Below are 21559 nucleotides of genomic sequence, written 5' to 3' on the forward strand. Positions count from 1 at the left end.
ACCAAGTATGAAGAAAGCGATTGATTGGTTGCAGAAAATCCAGATTGCAGTCGGCGGCTTCTTCCTGTGTGTATTCCTGCTTACTGTTGTCTATCAGATGTTTTCCCGCTATTTGGGGATTGCGGCTACCTGGACCGAGGACGTGTCCATGTATTCCTTTATCTGGGCAGTATTCATGGGCGCAGGCGCCATGGTATATGAGAAACGTCACTTTGCCTTCACTTCTATCAGTGACATGATGAAGAATGACAAGATCAAAAGCATCATTGCGGTTATTATTTCCCTTATCATGCTGTTTTTTGCCATACTGATGGCGTATTACGGATATAAGGTGACAAAGCAGTTCTGGAACTATACCTGGAACAATATCCCCTCTTTCAAGAGAGGGCCGACCTGGCTGTGCCTGCCGATCTGCGGCGTTACCTCGGCTATTTATCTGGTGCAGCAGATCATTGAGGAGATTGGCAGTATTGTGAAAGGAGGCGGAAACTGATGGGTGCTTTGTTGGTTATCATGTTTGTTGTTTTTGTGGCGATCGGTGTTCCGATCTCCTTTGCACTGGGAGTTGTGTCCTTTACCGGTATCGCTTCCCTGGCGCAGATCCCGAACACGGTTGTGTTCTCCAAGATGTTCAATGGTTTAAACAGCTTTACCCTTTTAGCGGTCCCGCTGTTCATTCTCGCGGCGAACCTGATGAATGAAGGTGAGATCACCGAAAAGCTGATCGACTGCTGCAACTCCATGGTCGGACATTTCCGCGGCGGCCTGGCTTATTCAAACGTATTGGTATCCATGATCTTTGCGGGGATCTCCGGTTCATCCCAGGCGGATACGGCCGGTGTCGGCAAGATCTTCATCCCGGCTATGGAAAAGCAGGGATACGACAAGGGGACTTCCGTTGGCGTCACAGCGGCGTCATCTACCTTGGGGTCGATCATTCCGCCCAGTATCACCATGGTCGTGTACGCGGGTATTGCCAATGTCAGTACGGGAGCGCTGTTTATGTCCGGCCTGGTGCCAGGTATCTTGCTGGGCCTTGCCATGATGGCGGTGGTCAAATTCTATTCCAAGAAAAAGAATTTCCCGAAATGTGAGCGGGTGCCGGTGGCAACGGTGATCCGTCAGACATTGCAGTCCTTACCGGCCCTGTTTACTCCGATCATCCTGATCGGCGGTATTGTATCTGGTATGTTCACTCCGACAGAGTCCGCGGCTTTTGCCTGTATCTATGCGCTTTTTGTAGGTATCTTTTTCTACAAGACCATTAAGGTGAGGAACTTACCCAGGATCCTGATCGAGACCATGAAGCTGTCCTCCCTGTCCCTGTTTGCGCTGGCTACGGCAAACGCGCTGGGCGAGCTGCTCAGCTACTATCAGCTGAACGTGGTGGTACAGCAGTTCTTTACCAACATGCCTGGCGGCAGACTGGTATTCTTACTGGTGGTGGTTGCATTCTTCATGTTTGTTGGTACCTTTATGGATGCGGTCCCGGCTATGATCCTGTTCGTGCCGATCATCCTGCCGTCATCTACGCTGTTGGGGATCAGCCCGATCATCCTGGGCCTGATCATCGTTGTTACCCTGGCTCTGGGCCTGGTAACTCCGCCTTACGGCCTGTGCCTGCTGATCGCTTCATCCATCAGCGGGATCAAGATCGAGGACGCGTTTAAGGGAACCTTGCCTTACTTCCTGTCCTCCCTCGCAGTATTGTTTTTACTGGTACTTTTCCCAGATCTGTGGCTGGCGATCCCGGCTACCCTTTTCCCGGGGTTGTTCTAAACAAAAAGGAGCCTGTCCTGGATGCGCGGGCAGGCTCCTTTTTGTTTTACATCAGGTGAGCTTTCCTGCATATCCGCAGCAGCTTTCCGTCCAAAGGGCATATCCGTCAGTTCCTCCTCCGTGACAGTTTTTGTCAGGATAATAAGGATGCCGTAGATCACCATGGCAAGCGGAACGCTTACAAGGAGGCCAAGCTGGTAGCGATGGGTTACTGATGTGACAGCCGTGTATACACCGTATGCGGCTGCGCCCATAACTGCGGAAGAGACAAGGGGGAGAAGGAAGGTGGTCTTTACTTCCTGCTTATAATCCAATGTTTTTCCAATGGCGATCCAGTTGAGGATGCACACCACCAGGGCGAAGGTCACGTTGCCGATCACAAGGCCGTAAACGCCCATGCCCATAAAGTTCAGCATGATATACACTAACGCTGCGTGGATCACCAGTGAGATGGCGGAGTGGGTGACCGACTTGCGCATCAGGTCAACGCCCTGCAGCACCGAGTTGGTGACGGTGGAGAGGGAGAAAAAGATGACGGCGGGAGAGCCGATCATCATCAGTTCAGCAGTCAGCTTCTGGCTGTCTCCAAAGATCAGGCGCATGATGGGGGCGGCTAAGACGCCCATACCCACAGCGCAGGGGATGGCGATCAGCATGTTGAACTTGACTGTCAGGCTGATCTTATACTTGACCTCATCATGGTTTCTCTGCACCCGGGAGTGCACGATGCTGGGGATCATGGAGGTGCCCAGGGCGGAGGCGATGGCGACCGGGACATTGCTCAGCAGACGGTATTTGCTGCTGTAGATGCCTAACAGGTTGGCCCGTTCTTTCTCCACAAATCCCTTTGCGTCCATGATCTGGCCGAACATGGCGTTGTCCACGGAGCCGCTGAGCTGGTAGACGAACTGGCTTAAGATGATGGGGGTCAGGGTCAGAAACAGCATGGTGTAGGTGCTTTTCCAGGACTCCACCGGAATGGACTGAGGCTGGCTCAAGATCCGCGCGTTCTGCCTGCGGTACCGGATCATTAAGATCACCAGGAAGACCAGGGCGGCGACCGCGCCGGATAAGGTACCCAGGGTACCGCCGGATGCCCCGTAGGAGCCCACATTTTCCCGTGCCGCAAACCAGTTCATGAAGAACCAGGATGCAGTAATGCTGACAATGGCGTTGACCACCTGCTCGATGATCTGGGAGATCGAGGTGGGTACCATATTGCCCTGTCCCTGGAAATATCCGCGGATCACCCCCATAATGGAAAATACAAGGATCGTTGGAGCCATGACTTTAAGGGGAAGGGCGCTGTTGGGGCTCTTGAAGATGGTCGTAGTGATCCAGTCTGCTCCAAACAGCAGAATCAGGGTCATCAGGCCGCCGGCTGTGATGCCGAACATCAGACCGCTTTGAAATATGCGTTTTGCGTCCTGATACTGTTCCCGCACCCGCCTGGCTGCGATCAGCTTGGATACCGCCAGCGGCAGGCTGTAGGAGGAAAGGATCAGGCCAATATTATAGATCTCATATGCCGTGCTGTAGTAGCCGTTGCCGTCCGCGCCCAGGATCCGGGTCATGGGGATACGGTACAGCAGACCGATGAACCTTACGATGATCCCGGCGGCAGCCAGGATACTTCCCTGTACTAAGAAATTGCCGGCGCTATTCTGCTTTCCTGGTGCATGATTTGTCTCATTGCTCATAATGGATTCTCCTCATATGTAACTGACGTGGCAGATCATTACTGCAAAAACTGTGGTTCCTCCGGTTAGTATCCGCCGGACCGGCAGGAAATAAACGGAAGGAGCAAAAAAATCTGTCCGTTATAGTATAGCGCAATCCGGGCGGACAGGCAAATAAAATATCGGCCTTAAGTAATTTGCGGCGGTCTGGCGTCAGTCTGGACTGAGTAACCGGGAAATGCCAGTGGAGGAAAAGCAGATGTAGGTTTTGGGGAGTTCCGTCGCTTCGCCGGAAGACATATACTTACCGGAGGCTAGCAGATCCAAATCCACGTCGCCATACACCACGGTCACATTGACAGCAGGCAAATTAAAATTCCAGCCTTCCTTAAGACGGTAGGTGCTAAACTGGTTAAATATATTTGCCAGGGTCTTGTCTAAACCGGTATGGTCCTCTAATTGCCCCCACTTGAGGGCAAGGTGCACTTCATATTCGTCGTCAACCCATACCTTTCCCGGAACTTGATTCTGACGCGCGAAGGCCAGGAATATCTCCGGTATATAAGTGGATGCTAAAAGCCGGTAGGTAGAGGGATTCGTTCCGGTCTTTTCAATGTAGAGCCGGTAAGTGATCTCGGGCGTGCCCTCACGAGTGATCTCGGGTATGCCCCCACGAGTGATCTGATAGATGGCAGGCTGCTTCATGGTGGCCTCCTGGATACAGTCAACCATTGCATCCGGTTGACGGTTTTCCAGTAGATATATGTCTATCAGAAGCTGGTCCCCTTCAGCAATCTTTCCGCTCTTTTCTTCACTCTCAGTCAATGGATAGCCATCCGGGAACGCCCGGGTAAACAGGTCATCGGACTGCCACGGGCTGGCGGTTCTGTTAAGATGGTATGCGGTGGTATAAGCTTCCGGCACAACAGCTTCCCGGGAGAAAAGCTTGCGGGACAGATACAGCGGCATGGTCACTAAGAGCAGCAGAAGGATGCAGAAGCCGCACAGCAGGAAGTTGCGCCGCTTCTGTTTCCGCTCCAGCTCTGTGGCCGGATCCGGCCCGGAGTAAGAGGCAGCCGGGGCTGGCATTCCTGCATAGGAGATCAGATCCGGCCCGTATTTGCCGGTCAGGGACAGGATCATTTCCCGCAGGGATGCTAAGGGTTCTGAAACATCGGGCGGAAGAACGTCCTCTTCCGGGAGCCGTTCCAGATGATAGACCCGGTAAAAGGAGATGACCTCAGCGCGGTTAAGCTCCTCCAAGTGTTCATTCAGCCAGCCGGTCAGGGCGGATAAAAAGTCCGCCTGCCACTGGCAGCGGAAGAACAGCTCTGATTGAAACAGCTCGTCCCAGCGGTCCATGGCCCGGTGCATGTTGCTGGTATAGATATCTACGCCGGACGGCATGTGCTCATGGATGAAACGGATCTTGCCCATGAGATGGTCCACACGCCCGGCAGCGTCCTTTTCCATGCCCTGGAGGATGAGTTGTTCTATATCCGGGGGAGCGCCGGTGTCTCCGGAAGTCCCGGTGTTGGCGGAAGTTCCGGTGTCGGCGCCATCGGAAGTCCCGGAGGCACTGCCGGAATGACCGTAACTATTCTGGCCGCCCCCATGTTTAGCCGCGTCAAGAGCGGCTTCGTAGGCGTCATGAAGCCGTCTGAATTCCTCCGGATGTTCTTCCGGGTGGCACTCACTGCTCTTGCGGGCGTATGCCTGGCGTATGATCTTCTTATCTGTGGTAGGGGAAATTCCTAATTCCTCCCAGCAGGTTTTCAATTTCATCATGTGCTCCGTATGATCTTCCCGGTTTGGGACCGGTCAATAATCCTGATTTTCCAAATAATCAAAGGTTTCCTCAAGCTTTTTTCTGGCGGCAGCAACAGATGCGGGGCTGCCGGTTTTTAAAATATCCGAAAACCACTTAAGCAGGGCAACGATGGTTTCCCGGTCCCGCCCGGTAGTTTCCGTATAGAGCCGTTCTCCACGGGCGATCAGAAGCTGTGCGCCAGCATCCTCCGCCTGATTGAGCTTTACTTTTTGCAGTTCTTTGACCCGGGCGTTCAGTTCCTCGCCGCTCATGCGGAACCGTTTGCTGACAATGACGGTCTCGGCGGTTTCCCCTTTCCGGTTCTGAACCTCCACCTGAAGGATCCCGTTGATATCATAGGTGAACCGTACCAGTACGTCCTCCATGCCCTGCCGCGCAGGCGGCACCGGAAGCTCCAGGGAACCGAGAAACAGATTGTCCCGGCAGTTCATGGACTCACCCTGAAAGACCCTGATCATGATCTTTGTCTGGAAATCCCGGGTGGTGGTATATACCCCGGTCTTACTGACCGGAAGGACGCTGTTGCGCTCAATGAGCGGCGACATGAGAAGATCGTCGGGCGAGCGGTCGCCTAAAACACCGACCCCTAAAGTAAACGGGCAGATATCGGTCAGGATCACATCCTTGATACCGTCCTTCCGTTCTTTGATCCCCGCGTAGATCCCTACGCCCAGGGCGACGGTCTCGTCCGGATTGCCTGCCAGATAAGGTTTCTTGCCGAGAATCGTGGCTATGTACTGCTGCACGGCGGGCATCCGGCAGCTTCCTCCCACCAGGACGATCTGGTCAATGTCGGAAATATGCTTTCTGGCATCCCGCATGGCGCGACGGATAATGCCGTCTAAACGGGTCAGCAGCGGTGCACAGATCTCAATCAACTGGGCCTGGGTCAGAAAAAGGCCCAGCTTTTCACCGTTTCGCTCAAACTCCATCATGGCGGCGGACGTGCAGGTCAATGTCCGTTTGCACTGCTCTGCCCTTTTTAAGAGGAGTGTCTTTTCTTCGGCGGAAAGTTCCTCAAAGACCAGATGATGCTCCCGGCAGAAATGTTCGGCAATGCACTGATCGAAATCATTTCCCCCCAGATGATTGTCTCCGGAGACCGCCTGTATCTCAATGATCTGTTCAAAACATTCCACTACGGACACGTCAAGAGTGCCGCCGCCAAAGTCAATGACCAGGAATTCGGAATTCTCCTCCCCGGTCTGCATCCGGCAGGCCAGGGCGGCAGCAGACGGTTCATTTACCAGGCGCTCTACCTTAAGGCCCGCCAAAAGCCCGGCTTCCCTGGTGGCATAGCGCTGCTCGTCATTAAAATAGGCCGGAACGCTGATCACGGCCTCCTCCACCGGTTCCCCTAAAAATGCTTCCGCGTCCTGCTTAAGCTGTTTTAATATCAGGGAGGACAGTTCCTGGGGGGTGAAACGCCGGTTCCCGATGTGAAATACCTTTTCGGTTCCCATATGACGCTTGAAGGAGGCTGCGCCCCGGTCAGGGGAATGCAGCAGCTTCTCCTTTGCCATGGCCCCTGCCCAGACAGAACCGTTCTCCTCCGCAAACACGATGCTGGGGGTCAGAAATTGTCCCAGAGCATTGGGGATCAACGTAGAGATGCCGTCCCTCCAGACTGCGGCAAGACTATTGGTAGTTCCCAGATCAATACCGATGATTGCCATAGTGTGAAAACCTCCTGAATTAATACCTTTATTTTACATGATGAAGGCATGTTTGCCTACCCTTAAGTGTGGAAAAGAATACGCAAAAAACAGCTGTTATACTAAAGAAAATATGCTATATTTAATAGGCATTGTATCTGTCGGGCAGGGATTTTGTCTGCAGATGCCGGAGGGCTAAAAAATAACTTTTGAAAGGGGAAATGCAAAATGAAAAAAATAGGATTTATCGGCGTGGGGATCATGGGCAAATCCATGGTACGCAATTTGATGAAAGCGGGATTCGAAGTGGCGATCTATACCAGGACGAAAGCGAAAGTGGAAGATGTGATCGCGGAGGGCGCCGTTTGGCGCGGCACAGTAAAGGAATGTGTCGAGGATCGGGAAGCTGTCATTTCCATCGTTGGTTATCCAAAGGATGTGGAAGAGGTTTATCTGGGGGAAGGCGGTATCATAGCTAACGCGCCGAAGGGCACTTATGTGATTGACATGACCACCAGCAGTCCGAAGCTGGCGGTAAAGATTTATGAGGCAGCCAAAGCAGCGGGGCTTTATGCTCTGGATGCTCCGGTCACCGGCGGAGACAGCGGAGCCAAAGCGGGGACCTTAACGATTCTGGCGGGCGGAGATAGAGATGCGTTTGATGCCTGTCTGCCGGTATTTGAGGCCATGGGGAAGAATATTAATTATGAGGGCAAGGCGGGCAATGGACAGCATACCAAGATGTGCAACCAGATTGCCATTGCAGGAGCCATCGCAGGAGCCTGCGAAGCCCTTGCTTATGCCAATGCCGTGGGATTAGATCCTCAAACTATGCTGGATTCGATCTCCACCGGCGCGGCAGGCAGCGCGCAGATGAGCAATGTGGTTCCGCGGATCTTAAAGGATGATTATGATCCGGGATTTTTTATCAAACATTTTATTAAGGATATGAAGCTGGCGGAAGAAGAAGCCACAGGTGCGGACGCGAAGCTGGGGACGCTGGAATACGTGCTTGGCATGTATGAAGAGTTGGAACGACGGGGAATGGGAGACCTGGGGACACAGGCGCTTATCAAATTTTATCGGTAGGTGGTTTTTAGTGGTGAAGGGGGTTCGTCCGAGAATGGGGGCGGGGAGGCGGAAAAACGGGATCGGCGGCGGATTGTCGTCGGTGAGCCCGTTTTTCCCCTCCCCGCGCTTACGTTACATTCGCGAAGCTGCATCATAGGCCAGATCTGATCTCTCGCATTCTTCTGATTTCATGGTGATCTGGAAGCAGAGGGGGCTGCCTTTCATGCGGTCGGAGGCATAGCTTAAGCCGTTGGTCCGCTCATCCAGCAGTGGGTTGTCTATCTGCATCGGGTCGCCTAACAGGATGACCTTGGTGCCGGAGCCTACGCGGGTGATGAGGCCTTTGGCCTGTTTTGGGGTCAGGTTCTGAGCTTCGTCGATGATCAGGTAGGTTTGGGATATGGAACGCCCGCGGATAAAATTCATTGCTTCGGTGGTGACGATCCCGCGGGCAAAAAGTTCTTCTACCTTGCCGCTCAATTCTTTTTCATTGCGGTAGCGCTCTCCGTCGTCCTGGTCAACTAAGAGCTCCAGGTTATCGATGACGGGGCGCAGGAGCGGGGCGATCTTATCCTGCTCAGAGCCGGGCAGGAATCCAATATCGTCGTCGAACTGGACATTGGGTCTGGTTATCAGGATCTTGCGGTATTTTTTGGAGTCTTTTTCGAAGGTACGCTGCAGGCCGACAGCGAGGGAATAGAAGGTTTTTGCGGTGCCGGCGGCGCCTTTTACGATGACAAGGGGCGCTTCTTCCGCACTGAGCATCAGGGCTTCCTGTAAAAATCGCTGTCCCACATTGCGCGGGCATACGCCGAATGGCTTTTCTTTCAGATATTTCAGAGGTATGACGTTCTTTCCGTCAAAACGGCCCAGAACGGTTTTTTTATCACTGGTTTCAGAATGAATGATGAAAAACTGGTTTGGTACAGGTGAGACGGGAAAACGCTTTTCATCCTGTATGATGTAGATTTCCTGGGGCGGGATCCCTTTTTTACGGAAACTGTTGATGGATTCATCGGGGGCGTAAACGTCCATGCGTCCTGTATATTGTTCTTTAATCGAGGGGGATTGTTCATTGGTGAAGTCTTCGGCAGGAATGCCCAGGCTCTGTGCCTTTAAACGGACCATGATGTCCTTGGTGACGAGGATCAGAGAGCTGCAGGTGGGGGCGAGACCCACGCAGATCTGCAGGATACGGTTGTCATTTATGTCGTTTCGGAAATCATCCGGGAGCCTGACAGAGGTAAAGTTGCTTTCAATGCGTAAGGTTCCGCCGGATTCTAAGGTTACACCTTCTAACAGATTGCCGGACTGGCGGAGCTGTTCTAAAAAGCGGATCACATGGCGGGCGTTGCGGCCGCGCTCGGCATCGTCGCTTTTGAACTTGTCCAGTTCCTCCAGGACAACCATGGGAAGTATGATCTGGTTATCTTTAAAGGCTAGGAGAGCAAGCGGAGACTGGATCAGTACGTTTGTGTCCAATACGTAGGTCTTCTTCATGGGCGTTACCTCGCTGGGATATTTTATTTACTGCTGTTTCTATTACTAATATGTGAGGGCAAAAGGCTTTTGTCCCTGGTATCATTATATAAAGGGGAAATGGGAAAAACAACCTGTTTCAGGTAAAATTTTTGTTAGGTATATAGGGGATGGCGTAAGGGAAAAATAATTGACCTTGTTTCTTGGAGTGGAATTGAGTATAATGACAGCATACGCGACAAAAAGGAGACGATTATGATTTTCAGGATAAAAAGGCTGGCTGCATGGCTGATCCTGTCTGTCATGGTGCTGTGCATGGCGGCTGGCTGTTCTGTCTATGGGATGGCGCCGGAAGATGAGACAGGGCCGCAGGGCAGTACGGAAGTGATATCGCAGTCAGATGGCAGCGCGGGACTGGAGGAACACGGCAGCTACAACACAAAGGAGGAGGTGGCGCTTTACCTCCATACCTACGGACGGCTCCCGGACAACTATATCACCAAGAAGGAAGCACAGGAGCTTGGCTGGGACAGTAAGAAGGGGAATCTTACGGATGTGGCACCGGGCAGGAGCATCGGAGGCAGTCATTTTGGCAATTATGAGGGGCAGCTTCCGGAGAAGGACGGGCGGAAATACTATGAGTGCGACCTGGATTATGACGGCGGTTACCGCGGGGCAAAAAGACTGATTTATTCCAATGACGGTTTGATTTTTTATACAGAGGATCATTACAAGTCCTTTGAACAATTGTACTGAGGAGGGGCAGGATATGAGAAAGATACTGCTGGATTTTAAAGTGACCGGGACACCGGAGCTGGTGCAGGACTATCTTGCGCTGGTATTTGACTTCCCGGAGCACTATGGGAAGAATCTGGATGCGCTTTACGACATGCTGACGGAGATGACGGAGGATACCTGTGTGGGGATCTTCAAGCCGGAGGAGGACCGGCCCGTGAATGCATACCTTAAAAAGGTAAAGCGGGTATTTCAGGATGCGGAGGAAGAAAATCCGCACCTGTGTGTGATTTTCTCCTGTCTGGAGGACAACTATGAAGAAGATGAAGGTATGTTATTATGAAGATAAAATCCATTCGTGATGTAAAGATCAGCGTCAAATTAATGCTGCTTGGCATAGTGAGCATTTTGGGACTGTTCCTGTTGGGGAGCGAATCTGTCTCAACGGCGTGGAAGATCGACCAGGTCGGCGAAGAGCTGAGTGATGTCTGGATGAATGCCGTGATCGTGGCGGAGGAGCTGAATACCACCACTTCAGATTACCGGATACGTGAGAGCCGGCATGCCATCACAACAGATCCGGAGCTGATGGCGAGCCTGGAAGAAGAGCTGGTACTTCTGGAAAAGGATATTGAAGCCAAGTTCCGCGCTTATCAGATGCTTCCCACCCGGGAGACGGACCAGGAGTATATCAGGCAGGCCCAGGAAGTGTGGAGGGATTATCTGGAATGCAGCCGGAATCTGGTCGAGACCAGTAAAGGCAATGACCGGGAGCAGGCTACCGAGCTGATGATGGGAGAATCCCAGGAGCTGTTTAACAAAGCCAGCGGATTGTTCTTACAGGCGGTGGATTATACGAAAGAACAGACTACGCTGGAGCGGGAGCAGGCCAGCCGCCTCTATCAGAGGCTGTCCCACATGAAGCTTTTAGTGATCGCGGGAGTTTCCCTTGTGGTGATCGTCCTGATCCTTTCCCTGATCCGTTCGATCAAGGAACCCTCTGAAAAACTGGCGGACGCGGCACGGAGGGCGACCAATGGGAACCTGGATATCCAGTTGGATTATCAGTCAGAGGATGAGATCGGTATTTTGACCGAGGCCATGAACCTGCTGATCCAGCGGCTCAAGGATATTATCTATGATGAGACCCGGATGTTCCGTGAGATCGCGAACAAGAATTATGAAGTGCGTTCCAGCTGTGAGCAGGCATACCGCGGTGATTTTGCGCCGCTTTTGTATGCGTTCACCAGTCTGCAGAGCTGCCTTAAGGAGCGGAATAAGCAGCACGAGGAGGAAGTGGCGCAGTTGAAAGCACAGATTACGGAATTGGAGAAAAGGATAGAAGAATATGAGCAGAAATGATCGTCAGAGGAGCAGCGCTGTCTGGATGCTGCGGACGAAACGGGCGGATTTTGCGGCGGTGGCAGAGCGGTTCCATATAAGCCCTGTTACCGCGCGGATCATCCGCAACCGGGAGGTAGTTGAGGACAAGGATATAGAGCGGTATCTGCACGGCACGGTCCGGGATCTTTACGATCCCCATCTGTTAAAGGATATGGACCGTGCCGCTGCTTTGATCCTTACAAAGATCCGGGCAGGCGCTCCGATCCGGATCGTGGGGGATTATGATATTGACGGCGTTTGTTCCACGTATTTGCTGTATACGGGCATTTCCCGATGCGGAGGGAATGTGAGCTGCCAGATCCCGGAGCGGATCAAGGATGGATATGGGATCAACGAATCGATCATCCAGAAAGCGAAGGAGGACGGCATCGATACGATCGTCACCTGTGATAACGGCATTGCGGCGCTGGAGCAGATCAGGCTGGCGAAGGAGCTGGGTATGACGGTGGTGGTCACAGACCACCATGAGGTGACGCGGGGGGAGGACGGCGAACAGATCCTTCCCATGGCAGATGCAGTGGTAAATCCCAAACAGGACGGATGTACCTATCCGTTTAAGGAGATCTGCGGAGGCGTGGTGGCATACAAACTGGTGCAGGTGCTCTACGAACTGGCAGGTATCCCCGCAGAAGAGTGGGAAGAAATGATGGAATTTGCGGCGATCGCTACGGTTGGGGATGTGATGAGGCTGCAGGATGAGAACCGGATCATTGTCCGCCTGGGGCTGCGCAGGATGCCGCAGACCAGGAGCCTGGGCTTAAAAGCCCTGGTGGAGGCGTGCGGTTTGGACATCCGGACGCTGACTGCGTACCATATCGGTTTTGTGATCGGACCATGTTTAAATGCCAGCGGAAGGCTTCAGACGGCGAAACTGGCTCTGGAGCTTCTGCTCTGCCGGGAAGAAACTGCGGCGGGAGCGATGGCGGAGGAGTTAAAGCTGCTCAACGAGGAGCGGAAGGACATGACCCAGGACGGGGTGGAGAAAGCCCTTGCTCAGGTGGAGGAACAGCTTTCGGAGGACCGTGTTCTGGTGGTCTTCCTGCCGGAATGCCATGAGTCCCTGGCGGGGATCATCGCCGGACGTGTGCGGGAGGCGTGGAACCGGCCCACCTTTGTGCTGACCAGGAGCGAGGGCTGTGTGAAAGGCTCCGGCAGGTCTATTGAGGCATATCATATGTATCAGGCGCTGTGCGGTGTCCAGGAGCTTTTGCTGAAGTTCGGCGGGCATCATATGGCGGCAGGATTTTCCCTGAGGGAAGAGGATGTGGAGGAATTCCGCCGCAGGCTCAATGAACAGGCACAGCTAAAGCCGGAGGATTTCGTTTCAAAAATATGGATCGACGTGGCGATGCCGTTGGAATACATATCAGAAAAACTGGTGACGGAGCTGAAGGTGCTGGAGCCGTTTGGGCAGGGCAATGAAAAGCCGCAGTTCGCCCAGAAGAATTTAAATATCCGGAGTGTCCGGGTGCTGGGGAAGAACCGGAATGCGGTAAAGCTGGCTCTGGTGACGGAACAGGGCCTTGCCATGGACGGGATGTTGTTCACGGAAGGCGACCGGTTCCTGGAGGAGATGGAAGGGAAACGGGGGATCGATGTGGTGTATTACCCCGATGTGAACGAGTATAACGGGAACCGGACGCTGCAGATCGTGATACGGGAGTATAAGCTGCATTGAGGATGAGGCATCAGGCCCCATCCCCTTTGATCCGGCAGACCGCCCGCCCTTCCCTTGCATCCAGGATCAGGCTGGCGCCGCTGCCGCTGACATCATAGATTTTTATGATCTCGCCCAGCTCCCCGGCATCTGGACAGATCTCATCCAGCACCTCCGGATAACTTTTAAGCATCTCCGGCTGGTACAGGCGGGTCTTGCTGTTGTCGTTGATCGCACCGTAATACACATCAGCCTCTACCATATCCTGGAACATGTGGCTTCCGTAGGACAGTTCCGGGTGATAACCTGCGTCGTTGTAAGCCACTTCGCAGATGGCGCTGAACTGGCTGATCTCCGCGTAGACCACCGGAACCCCCAACTCCGGCGAGGAGGTCCCGATCCTTCCAGGCACCAGGAGCATGAGCTTTTTGTCCGTTTCCTCAAAGTGTTCGTTGATGCTGCCGATCAGACGCGCCACATCTGTTTTCTTCCCATAAGGATATTCATAATAGGTCTGCGGGTTTACCCACACGATATAGTCGATCCGTTCCTCCTTGGAACGGCGCATGGAGGTCCGCCGGATATCAAATAAGATCTCGTGATCGATTCCGGACGGGATCTTAACCTGCTCGGAGCTTGCTGTCTGCTGGGGGCGGCACTGTAAAAGATTCAGTCTCCAGACGCCGTCCTCCGGACTGGTTATGGCGAATTCCACATCTACCGGGCGTTCGTATTCTGCCTCCAGCATTTTTAGAAGCTTCCGCATCATACGGATAAATTCCCGGTTTTCCACCATCCCCTGGCAGTCCGCAAAATAGATTTTCCGGTATATGTGCCTTTCAGCCAGCATCTCCTCCGCGTCCTCGTCGCGGCTGAGCACCATTTTCTTCTGCCATTTGGGCAGCAGCTCTATGATCTGCTCCAACGGTTTGGTGCAGAGCTTTTTCTGTGTAAAATCAAGCACATCCACCTGGCGCTGTGAGAATTTGTGGCGTTCTGCCATGGTGGTCCTTAAGTTGGCCTGTGCGCGGTCCAGCCCGATCAGTCGCGGGTAGTCGTAGGGCGTCCGTTCCACCGCGCGGGTTCCCAGCCCTGCCACCATACGGAGCATACCGGCTTCCGGATTCAGCGATTCCATCCATTTGTAGGGATTGTAGGAACAGCCGACGCCTGCGGCTACAGGCAGATAGAGGTTTTCATAGCTTTGGCCCGCCACCTGCTGGATCAGCAGAGCCATCTGTTCGTCCATGTCCAGGAGATGGCGTTTTCTGCGGTATTCGATGGCCGACTCGTTCATTACGCTGGAGTATACGCGGCGGATGGCGGCTTCCAGTTCCAGAAGCCGTTCATCTGGCGTTCCCTGATTGATACAGAACACGGATTCATATTTCCCTGAGAATGCGTTGCCGTATCCATCCTCCATGATACTGCTGGACCGCACGATCAGAGGGGTATTCCCGTAATGCTCAAGCATCTTTACAAGCTCTTTCTCTATATCCTCCGGTATCTTTCCGTTTCTGAGCCTTCGCTCCAACTCCTCCGTCTCCTGAAAATGCTCCTTCTCAATGCGGTGCCTGGCCTTCAGCTCTTCGCAGTGATTTAAGACCAGATACTGGTAAAACACGCCAGTCCCTATAAAAAAGGAATTGTGCGGCTCTATCTGCTCTGCATATTCCGGCATATGCGTCCGGATCAGTTTTCTGGCAACCACCAGGCCGCACGCTTTGCCGCCGATCACCCCATCGCCGATCTTGCGCTCCCAGACCCGCCTGAAGTCATCTTCTGTAAAATATTTTAAGATCAGATGTTCCATGTGGCTTTCGGTGGTCATAAGCTGGCTGCAGACATAGTTCCGTTCCTCGTCTGTCATCTGTTCTTTTGAAAGAATTTCCGGTAAACTGTTCATTCTTGTCCCCCATTTTCTGTATGATCTGTATGATAAATGTTTCGCGTACCCTGGAAAAGATCTGTTGTTTTTATTCTAATTTATTTTGTGGGCAGAATCAAGGATAACAGTTCAGACGGCGGGAAAATTGGTGCAGAAAACAGTGTCAAGCCTGAACTGTTGCAATTAAGGACAGATGGCAATGCTTGACATCCATTGATTTTGTGAATTATAATTAGTTTTATCAACAAAAAGCAAAGGCGCTGGCGCTTCGCCGGTGCCTTTGATGCTTTCGCGGGAAGGGATTGAACATGGGAGAAGATAAGAGAGTGATACGTACGGTAGTGATCGGTTTTGGCGGTATGGGAAGCAAATATGCGGAGATTTTGGCGGGAGGAAAAGTGAAGGGCTTATGTCTCCAGGGAATATGCTGCCGGAATGCAGCAGGGCAGGAGAAGATACGGGCCCTGTATCCTCAGGCGGCGGTCTATAAGGACGTGGAAGACACCTTTGCGCACAGCGGGGATTTTGACGCGGTGGTGATCGTGACGCCTCATGCCACCCATGTGGAGATCGGGAAAATGGCGTTTGCCCACGGAAAACATGTGATGTGTGACAAGCCCGCCGGTATCAGCGCAAAGGAAGTGCGGGAACTGTTGTCGGCAAAACGCGACGATACAGCTTTTGCCATGATGTTCAACAACCGGACGTCCCCGGCCTTTAAAAAGGCGAAGGAGCTGTTGGACGGCGGCATACTGGGGCGGATGACCCGCGCGGTATGGGTGTGCAACAACTGGTTCCGTTCTCCGGCTTATCACCACAGCGCCCCCTGGAGAAGTACCTGGAGCGGGGAGCACGGCGGTCTTCTGATCAATCAGTGCCAGCACTATCTGGATCTGTGGCAGTGGCTTTTGGGGATGCCGGATGCGGTGGACGCAGATATTGATTTCGGGAAATACAATGATTTTGATGTGGACGACAGTGTAGATATCCGTTTTTTATATCGTGGAACAGGAGACAGGCCGGTCCTGCGCGGTAGTTTTATAAGTGCCAGCGGGGAGAATCCGGGGGTAAACCGCTTTGAGATCTGGGGAACAGGTGGACGGCTTACGATCGATTGTGGAAAAACACTGACCCTGGACAAGAATCTTGTGGATACAGACATCTTCAACCGGGAGAATGCAGAGATCTACGGGCAGCCCGAGCATGAACTTCAGACGATCCATGTGGAGGAGGAACCGGAGGCATATGCAGTGATGTTCCAGAATTTCAGTGACCATTTAAGATACGGCGTTCCCCTGATTGCACCGGGAGAAGAGGGGCTGAAAAGTATTCTGTTAGCCAACGCCTCCTATCTGTCTGCCTGGACCGGCGCTAAGGTGGAATTTCCGATGGATGAGGATCTGTACGTGAAGCGGCTGGAGGAGCTGATCGATCCGCCGGTATAAAAATGTGGGTCTATTTGTGGTAGTTCAGGCCGTTGGTCAAACGGAAGATCATTTAAATATCAACTAAAATGTCAATAAGGAACGTCGACTAAGAGGCAGCTGGAAGATGTTCCTTTTTGATTGCTTACAGATAAATTTTGTGTTATACTGAGTCCCATCCGATAAGCTTTCTTCGCTTATCAGTAATCTGGTATCATGTCCGGGTTTCACCGGCAGATTCCAAACTTAAAAACTACAACACAGGAGGGAACAGCATGAGAAATAAGAATGCAGTTTCAAAGAGTTATCTGTCGGACAGCCAGCGGTTTGCACAGATCTGCAACAATCAGTTGTTTGGCAGCAGAAGGGTCATTGAGCCGGAAAGGCTGCGGGAGCTGGATACGGGCGAACTGGCAATCCTAGGAGACCGGGCTCCAGCTCTGGAGGTTTTAGAGAAATACAGGGATGTGCTGCGCATTTATGACGATCAGGTCATGTTTCTGATTCTGGGCATCGAAAACCAGGAGGAGGTACATTATGCGATGCCGCTGCGCCAGATGCTTTACGACGTGTTAAAGTATGAAAACCAACGCGTCAGGCTTCAGAGGGAGCATCAGGAGAAGAAGGATCTGCAGGGGGCGGAATACATGAGCGGCATGGCAAAGACGGACCGGCTGATGCCGGTGATCACACTGACCGTTTACTGGGGAAAAGAGGCGTGGGACGGGGCAAAAAGCCTTTATGAAATGCTTGACATTCCGCCGGTTTTGTCCCAATATAAAGATATAATAAACGATTACCGGATGAATCTGCTGGAGGTCCATTCCATGGAGAATTTGGAGGCTTACAGCGGAGAATTGAAGGCGTTGTTTGGATTCGTGAGGTACCAGAAGGACAAGACGGCACTCAAGCAGTTTGTCAGTGAGAATGAAGATATCTTTCAGTCCCTGACTTCGGAAACCATACGGGCTATCTCAGTTTTGGGAAACGTGCGGGAACTGGACCGTTATTTGGAAAACAGGAAAGAGGATGAGGAGGTGTATGATATGTGTGAGGCACTGCAGGAGATGATTATGGATGGCAAAGCAGAGGGGAGAGCAGAAGGAAAAGCAGAGGCCGTGGTGGAACTCCTTACAGAACTGGGCGATATTTCCGAGGAACTGCGTGCAGAGATCATGGCGCAGAAGGATCTAGATATTTTAAAGAAATGGCTGAAGCTGGCGGCCAGGGCAGAGTCGGTGGAGGATTTTGTAAGCAGGATGCATACATCTTGACATCCGCCGCTCCCATGTACTATAATCGAAACTATCGATATCAACGAAAGGCGCTGGAGCTTATCCCCAGTGCCTTTGTCACAATCCGGCAGCTGCCGGGCAGTCAAGGACACTCATACAGAGAGAAGGAGTATAACCATGGTTAATGAAGTAATGAGATTTATCACAGAGCATGACCCGGAGGTGGGTAAAGCCATCGAACAGGAAGCCGCGCGCCAGAGAAGGAACTTAGAGCTGATCGCGTCCGAGAATATCGTTTCAGAGCCGGTCATGATGGCGATGGGAACGGTGCTGACCAATAAGTATGCGGAAGGATATTCCGGCAAGCGGTATTACGGCGGCTGCGAGTATGTGGATGTGGTAGAGACTATTGCCATCGAGCGTGCAAAGGAGCTGTTTGGCTGTGATTATGCCAATGTACAGCCCCATTCCGGAGCTCAGGCAAACATGGCTGTCTTTGTTGCCATGTTAAAACCGGGCGATACTGTGATGGGCATGAACTTGAACCATGGCGGTCATCTGACTCACGGAAGCCCTGTGAATTTCTCCGGCCTGTATTTTAACATTGTGCCTTATGGCGTGGATGATAACGGCTACATCGATTATGACGAGATGGAGCGGATTGCCTTAGAGTCCAAACCGAAGCTTATCGTAGCGGGAGCCAGCGCCTATGCGCGGGAGATCGACTTCAAACGCTTCCGTGAGGTTGCGGACAAGGTGGGTGCATACCTTATGGTAGATATGGCTCATATCGCCGGTCTGGTAGCGGCAGGCGAGCATCCAAGCCCGATCCCCTATGCGGACGTGGTGACCACCACCACCCACAAGACCCTGCGCGGTCCGAGAGGCGGTATGATCCTGGCGAATCAGGCGGCAGCGGATAAGTTTAACTTCAACAAGGCGATTTTCCCGGGTACCCAGGGCGGTCCTTTAGAGCATGTGATCGCAGGAAAGGCTGTGTGCTTCGGCGAGGCCCTGAAACCGGAGTTTAAGGAGTATCAGAAGCAGGTGAGAAAGAACGCCGCGGCGCTGGCTGAGGCTTTGACAGCTCAGGGCTTTAAGCTCTTGACCGACGGGACCGATAACCACCTGATGCTGGTTGACCTGCGGGGCATGGACATCTCCGGTAAGGAACTGCAGAACCGCTGCGACGAGGTCTACATCACCCTCAATAAAAATACCGTGCCCAACGAGCCGAGAAGCCCGTTTGTCACCTCCGGCGTGCGCATCGGTACCCCGGCGATCACAACCCGCGGCTTAAAGGAAGAGGATATGCCGAAGATCGCTGAGTGCATCTGGCTGGCAGCAACTGATTTTGAAAATAAGGCAGATTATATCCGTGCGGAAGTGACAAAGCTGTGCGAGAAGTACCCGATCTATCAGTAGGAGATCTGATTTGCCGGTAATATCAGTGCGTAATCATATAAAGAATACAAACATTCCCGGAATTAGCAGAGACGCTGGTTCCGGGTTTTTTTGCTGCGAAAATGTTTCTTCCATATAGATTTTACATTCTCACTTTCGGATTTTACATTCCCATATGCATAAAATCAAAACTTTACACACATTTTACATAACGACCCTTTTGGATTTTACATAAGAATTTTACAATGCACAGTGTAAGGCAAAAGGCTTTGAAAACCCAGGGCTCCCCCACAAAAAAGCCCTTTGATCATGATAGATTATTATGGAAAGAAATGTGTAAAGACCAGACTACAAACTAAAAAAGAAAAAGAGGAGAAACAAAGATTATGAAAAAGACATTGGCAATGATTTTAACCATGGGGATGATCGCAGCCAGCCTGACCGCATGCGGCGGCAGCAATGCAGAGACGAAAGCAGCAACCGAGGCGGCAACGACGGCAGGCAGTGCGTCAGATCAGGCAGCGGATGAGGCTGGTAGCGAGGCGGGAAACACCACGGCAGCAGAAGCGGGGAATGGAGCCGGAGCTGCAAAAGGACCGATCACGGTGGTATCCCGCGAGGACGGGTCCGGCACCAGAGGCGCCTTCATCGAGCTGTTCGGCATCGAGGAGAAAAATGATGCGGGAGAGAAGGTGGACAACACCACAGAGGATGCAGAGATCACCAACAGCACCTCGGTCATGATGACCACGATTTCCGGTAATGATGAGGCGATCGGATATATTTCCCTCGGTTCTTTAAATGATACCGTAAAAGCGGTAAAGATTGACGGCGCAGAGGCGACCGTGGACAATATCAAGTCCGGCGCGTATAAGATCTCCCGTCCGTTCAACATTGCGACGAAGGAAGGCTTAAGCGATGTGGCGGCAGACTTCATCAAATACATCATGAGTGAGGATGGACAGAAGGTTGTAGAAGAAAACGGGTATATCAGCCAGGGGAATGAGGGCGCTTACACCGCGTCCGGCTTAAAGGGCAAGGTTGTAGTAGCAGGTTCCTCCTCCGTAAGCCCGGTCATGGAGAAGCTGAAGGAAGCGTATGTGGCTCTGAACCCGGATGTGACTGTCGAGGTGCAGCAGTCTGATTCCACTACAGGTATGACTTCCGCTATCGAAGGCGTATGTGACATCGGCATGGCATCCAGGGAGCTGAAGGAGAGCGAGACCAGCGCAGGTCTGACCCCATCCGTGATCGCCATGGACGGTATTGCAGTGATCGTAAACAACGACAGCCCGGTGCAGGAGCTGACCAGCGATAACGTAAAATCCATTTTCACCGGCGAAGTGACTGATTGGGAAGATGTGAAATAACTGAAAATACGAGCAGCTTTAGTCCGACCCCCTCTGCAGACCATTTACAGAGGGGGTTTTGAAGAATTGGGAGTTGTTTATGAGAAATGTGAAAGAAAAGGGAATGCACATGGTATTTTTGATCTCCGCCTGTGCATCCATCCTGTCGGTGGCGATGATCTGCCTGTTTTTGTTTGCAAACGGTGTCCCGGCGATCGGAAAGATCGGAGTCTTCCAGTTCCTTCTGGGAGAAAAATGGAAGCCGGGCAATAATATATACGGGATCCTGCCGATGATCCTGGGAAGTATCTACGTGACTGCCGGTGCCATTGTGGTGGGCGTGCCGATCGGAATCCTGACGGCGGTGTTCATGGCAAGATTTTGTCCAAAGCCATTGTACCGGGTGATCAAGCCGGCCATCAACCTGCTGGCGGGAATCCCGTCGGTGGTATACGGATTTTTCGGTATGGTGGTCATTGTGCCGGTCATGTCTGTATTGTTCGGCGGCAGTGGAAAAAGCATGGCGACGGCATCCGTACTTCTTGGGATCATGATCCTGCCGACGATCATCGGAGTGTCGGAGTCGGCGATCAACGCAGTTCCGTCCAGTTATTATGAGGGCGCTCTGGCACTGGGAGCCAGCCATGAGAGGAGTGTGTTTTTTGCCACTCTGCCCGCAGCAAAGTCCGGCATCCTGGCCGGTGTCATCCTGGGAGTGGGCCGCGCCATCGGAGAGACTATGGCGGTCATCATGGTAGCGGGAAATCAGGCGCGGATGCCAAAAGGACTGTTTAAAGGCGTGCGCACTATGACGGCGAATATTGTACTGGAGATGGGATATGCCACGGATCTGCACAGAGAAGCGCTGATCGCCACTGCGGTCGTGCTGTTCGTGTTTATCCTGATCATCAATCTATCCTTCTCCGTTCTCAGCAGAAAGGAGGGCACGTGATGAGTGAGAGACATACC

The 21559-nt window shown here is 52.5% G+C and carries 17 protein-coding genes; 12 read left to right on the forward strand and 5 right to left on the reverse strand.

All coding sequences use genetic code 11. The annotated features are described in order from the left end of the window. Positions 1-7 precede the first annotated feature (7 nt). Complete coding sequence (locus AB1I67_RS07340; RefSeq protein ID WP_367029205.1) at positions 8-493, forward strand: TRAP transporter small permease; 486 nt, start codon at positions 8-10, stop codon at positions 491-493. Continuing rightward, positions 493-1779: a TRAP transporter large permease gene (locus AB1I67_RS07345; RefSeq protein WP_367029206.1), complete on the forward strand. Its 1287-nt coding sequence runs from the start codon at positions 493-495 to the stop codon at positions 1777-1779. The genes AB1I67_RS07340 and AB1I67_RS07345 overlap by 1 nt, the downstream gene beginning before the upstream one ends. On the opposite strand, the gene AB1I67_RS07350 is transcribed toward AB1I67_RS07345, so the two are convergent. From AB1I67_RS07350 to AB1I67_RS07360, 3 genes are all read right to left on the reverse strand, one after another. Then, positions 1776-3479, reverse strand: coding sequence for a polysaccharide biosynthesis protein (locus AB1I67_RS07350; protein ID WP_367029207.1), 1704 nt, complete (start codon positions 3477-3479; stop codon positions 1776-1778). The two genes, AB1I67_RS07345 and AB1I67_RS07350, sit on opposite strands and share 4 nt — an antisense overlap. Before the next feature lie 192 nt (positions 3480-3671). Next, positions 3672-5246 (reverse strand): hypothetical protein, encoded by a 1575-nt coding sequence (locus AB1I67_RS07355; protein ID WP_367029208.1) that lies wholly within the window; start codon positions 5244-5246, stop codon positions 3672-3674. Between the two features lie 33 nt (positions 5247-5279). Then, positions 5280-6965: a molecular chaperone HscC gene (locus AB1I67_RS07360; protein WP_367029209.1), complete on the reverse strand. Its 1686-nt coding sequence runs from the start codon at positions 6963-6965 to the stop codon at positions 5280-5282. A gap of 207 nt (positions 6966-7172) precedes the next feature. On the opposite strand from AB1I67_RS07360, the gene AB1I67_RS07365 reads away from it, so the two are divergent. Then, positions 7173-8033, forward strand: coding sequence for an NAD(P)-dependent oxidoreductase (locus tag AB1I67_RS07365; protein WP_367029210.1), 861 nt, complete (start codon positions 7173-7175; stop codon positions 8031-8033). A 114-nt stretch (positions 8034-8147) separates the two neighbouring features. On the opposite strand, the gene AB1I67_RS07370 is transcribed toward AB1I67_RS07365, so the two are convergent. Further along, on the reverse strand, positions 8148-9515 hold the full coding sequence (locus AB1I67_RS07370) for a PhoH family protein (protein ID WP_367029211.1): 1368 nt from the start codon (positions 9513-9515) through the stop codon (positions 8148-8150). 234 nt (positions 9516-9749) lie between these two features. Between AB1I67_RS07370 and AB1I67_RS07375 the strand changes: the two genes are divergently transcribed. The 4 genes from AB1I67_RS07375 to recJ are packed head-to-tail and all read left to right on the forward strand — an operon-like array spanning position 9750 to position 13311. Next, positions 9750-10250 (forward strand): ribonuclease domain-containing protein, encoded by a 501-nt coding sequence (locus AB1I67_RS07375; protein WP_367029213.1) that lies wholly within the window; start codon positions 9750-9752, stop codon positions 10248-10250. Between the two features lie 13 nt (positions 10251-10263). Further along, a complete protein-coding gene (locus AB1I67_RS07380; protein WP_367029214.1) occupies positions 10264-10572 on the forward strand; it encodes a barstar family protein in 309 nt (102 codons plus the stop codon). Continuing rightward, positions 10569-11591: a methyl-accepting chemotaxis protein gene (locus AB1I67_RS07385; protein WP_367029215.1), complete on the forward strand. Its 1023-nt coding sequence runs from the start codon at positions 10569-10571 to the stop codon at positions 11589-11591. The genes AB1I67_RS07380 and AB1I67_RS07385 overlap by 4 nt, the downstream gene beginning before the upstream one ends. Continuing rightward, positions 11578-13311 (forward strand): single-stranded-DNA-specific exonuclease RecJ, encoded by a 1734-nt coding sequence (gene recJ / locus AB1I67_RS07390; RefSeq protein ID WP_367029216.1) that lies wholly within the window; start codon positions 11578-11580, stop codon positions 13309-13311. Before AB1I67_RS07385 ends, recJ begins: the two co-directional genes overlap by 14 nt. A 10-nt stretch (positions 13312-13321) precedes the next feature. Here recJ and AB1I67_RS07395 read toward each other — a convergent pair whose 3' ends face one another. After that, positions 13322-15196 (reverse strand): PEP/pyruvate-binding domain-containing protein, encoded by a 1875-nt coding sequence (locus AB1I67_RS07395; protein ID WP_367029217.1) that lies wholly within the window; start codon positions 15194-15196, stop codon positions 13322-13324. A 290-nt stretch (positions 15197-15486) separates the two neighbouring features. Here AB1I67_RS07395 and AB1I67_RS07400 point away from each other — a divergent pair, with 290 nt between their 5' ends. The 5 genes from AB1I67_RS07400 to pstC all read left to right on the forward strand — a co-directional run bounded on the left by AB1I67_RS07400 (position 15487) and on the right by pstC (position 21542). Next, positions 15487-16623 (forward strand): Gfo/Idh/MocA family oxidoreductase, encoded by a 1137-nt coding sequence (locus tag AB1I67_RS07400; protein ID WP_367029219.1) that lies wholly within the window; start codon positions 15487-15489, stop codon positions 16621-16623. Between the two features lie 254 nt (positions 16624-16877). After that, positions 16878-17876, forward strand: coding sequence for a hypothetical protein (locus AB1I67_RS07405; protein WP_367029220.1), 999 nt, complete (start codon positions 16878-16880; stop codon positions 17874-17876). Positions 17877-18014: 138 nt separating this feature from the next. Continuing rightward, a complete protein-coding gene (glyA, locus tag AB1I67_RS07410) occupies positions 18015-19262 on the forward strand; it encodes a serine hydroxymethyltransferase (protein WP_367029221.1) in 1248 nt (415 codons plus the stop codon). Positions 19263-19627: 365 nt separating this feature from the next. Next, entirely contained in the window at positions 19628-20611 is a 984-nt protein-coding gene (locus AB1I67_RS07415) for a substrate-binding domain-containing protein (RefSeq protein ID WP_367029222.1), read from the forward strand. Positions 20612-20690: 79 nt separating this feature from the next. Beyond that, positions 20691-21542 carry a phosphate ABC transporter permease subunit PstC gene (gene pstC / locus AB1I67_RS07420; protein WP_367029223.1) on the forward strand — a complete coding sequence of 284 codons (852 nt, stop codon included), beginning with the start codon at positions 20691-20693 and terminating at the stop codon, positions 21540-21542. Positions 21543-21559: the final 17 nt, after the last annotated feature.

It is taken from the genome of Clostridium sp. AN503, assembly GCF_040719375.1.
Taxonomy (GTDB): Bacteria; Bacillota; Clostridia; order Lachnospirales; family Lachnospiraceae; genus Brotaphodocola.

Bases quoted from the DNA above. Each gene is read 5' to 3' on its own strand.
- AB1I67_RS07375 (WP_367029213.1), top strand. From the start codon at position 9,750: ATGATTTTCAGGATAAAAAGGCTGGCTGCATGGCTGATCCTGTCTGTC.
- AB1I67_RS07395 (WP_367029217.1), bottom strand. From the start codon at position 15,196: ATGAACAGTTTACCGGAAATTCTTTCAAAAGAACAGATGACAGACGAG.
- AB1I67_RS07370 (WP_367029211.1), bottom strand. From the start codon at position 9,515: ATGAAGAAGACCTACGTATTGGACACAAACGTACTGATCCAGTCTCCG.
- AB1I67_RS07415 (WP_367029222.1), top strand. From the start codon at position 19,628: ATGAAAAAGACATTGGCAATGATTTTAACCATGGGGATGATCGCAGCC.
- AB1I67_RS07380 (WP_367029214.1), top strand. From the start codon at position 10,264: ATGAGAAAGATACTGCTGGATTTTAAAGTGACCGGGACACCGGAGCTG.
- AB1I67_RS07340 (WP_367029205.1), top strand. From the start codon at position 8: ATGAAGAAAGCGATTGATTGGTTGCAGAAAATCCAGATTGCAGTCGGC.
- AB1I67_RS07405 (WP_367029220.1), top strand. From the start codon at position 16,878: ATGAGAAATAAGAATGCAGTTTCAAAGAGTTATCTGTCGGACAGCCAG.
- AB1I67_RS07355 (WP_367029208.1), bottom strand. From the start codon at position 5,246: ATGATGAAATTGAAAACCTGCTGGGAGGAATTAGGAATTTCCCCTACC.
- AB1I67_RS07385 (WP_367029215.1), top strand. From the start codon at position 10,569: ATGAAGATAAAATCCATTCGTGATGTAAAGATCAGCGTCAAATTAATG.
- AB1I67_RS07345 (WP_367029206.1), top strand. From the start codon at position 493: ATGGGTGCTTTGTTGGTTATCATGTTTGTTGTTTTTGTGGCGATCGGT.
- AB1I67_RS07360 (WP_367029209.1), bottom strand. From the start codon at position 6,965: ATGGCAATCATCGGTATTGATCTGGGAACTACCAATAGTCTTGCCGCA.
- AB1I67_RS07400 (WP_367029219.1), top strand. From the start codon at position 15,487: ATGGGAGAAGATAAGAGAGTGATACGTACGGTAGTGATCGGTTTTGGC.
- pstC (WP_367029223.1), top strand. From the start codon at position 20,691: ATGAGAAATGTGAAAGAAAAGGGAATGCACATGGTATTTTTGATCTCC.
- glyA (WP_367029221.1), top strand. From the start codon at position 18,015: ATGGTTAATGAAGTAATGAGATTTATCACAGAGCATGACCCGGAGGTG.
- AB1I67_RS07365 (WP_367029210.1), top strand. From the start codon at position 7,173: ATGAAAAAAATAGGATTTATCGGCGTGGGGATCATGGGCAAATCCATG.
- recJ (WP_367029216.1), top strand. From the start codon at position 11,578: ATGAGCAGAAATGATCGTCAGAGGAGCAGCGCTGTCTGGATGCTGCGG.
- AB1I67_RS07350 (WP_367029207.1), bottom strand. From the start codon at position 3,479: ATGAGCAATGAGACAAATCATGCACCAGGAAAGCAGAATAGCGCCGGC.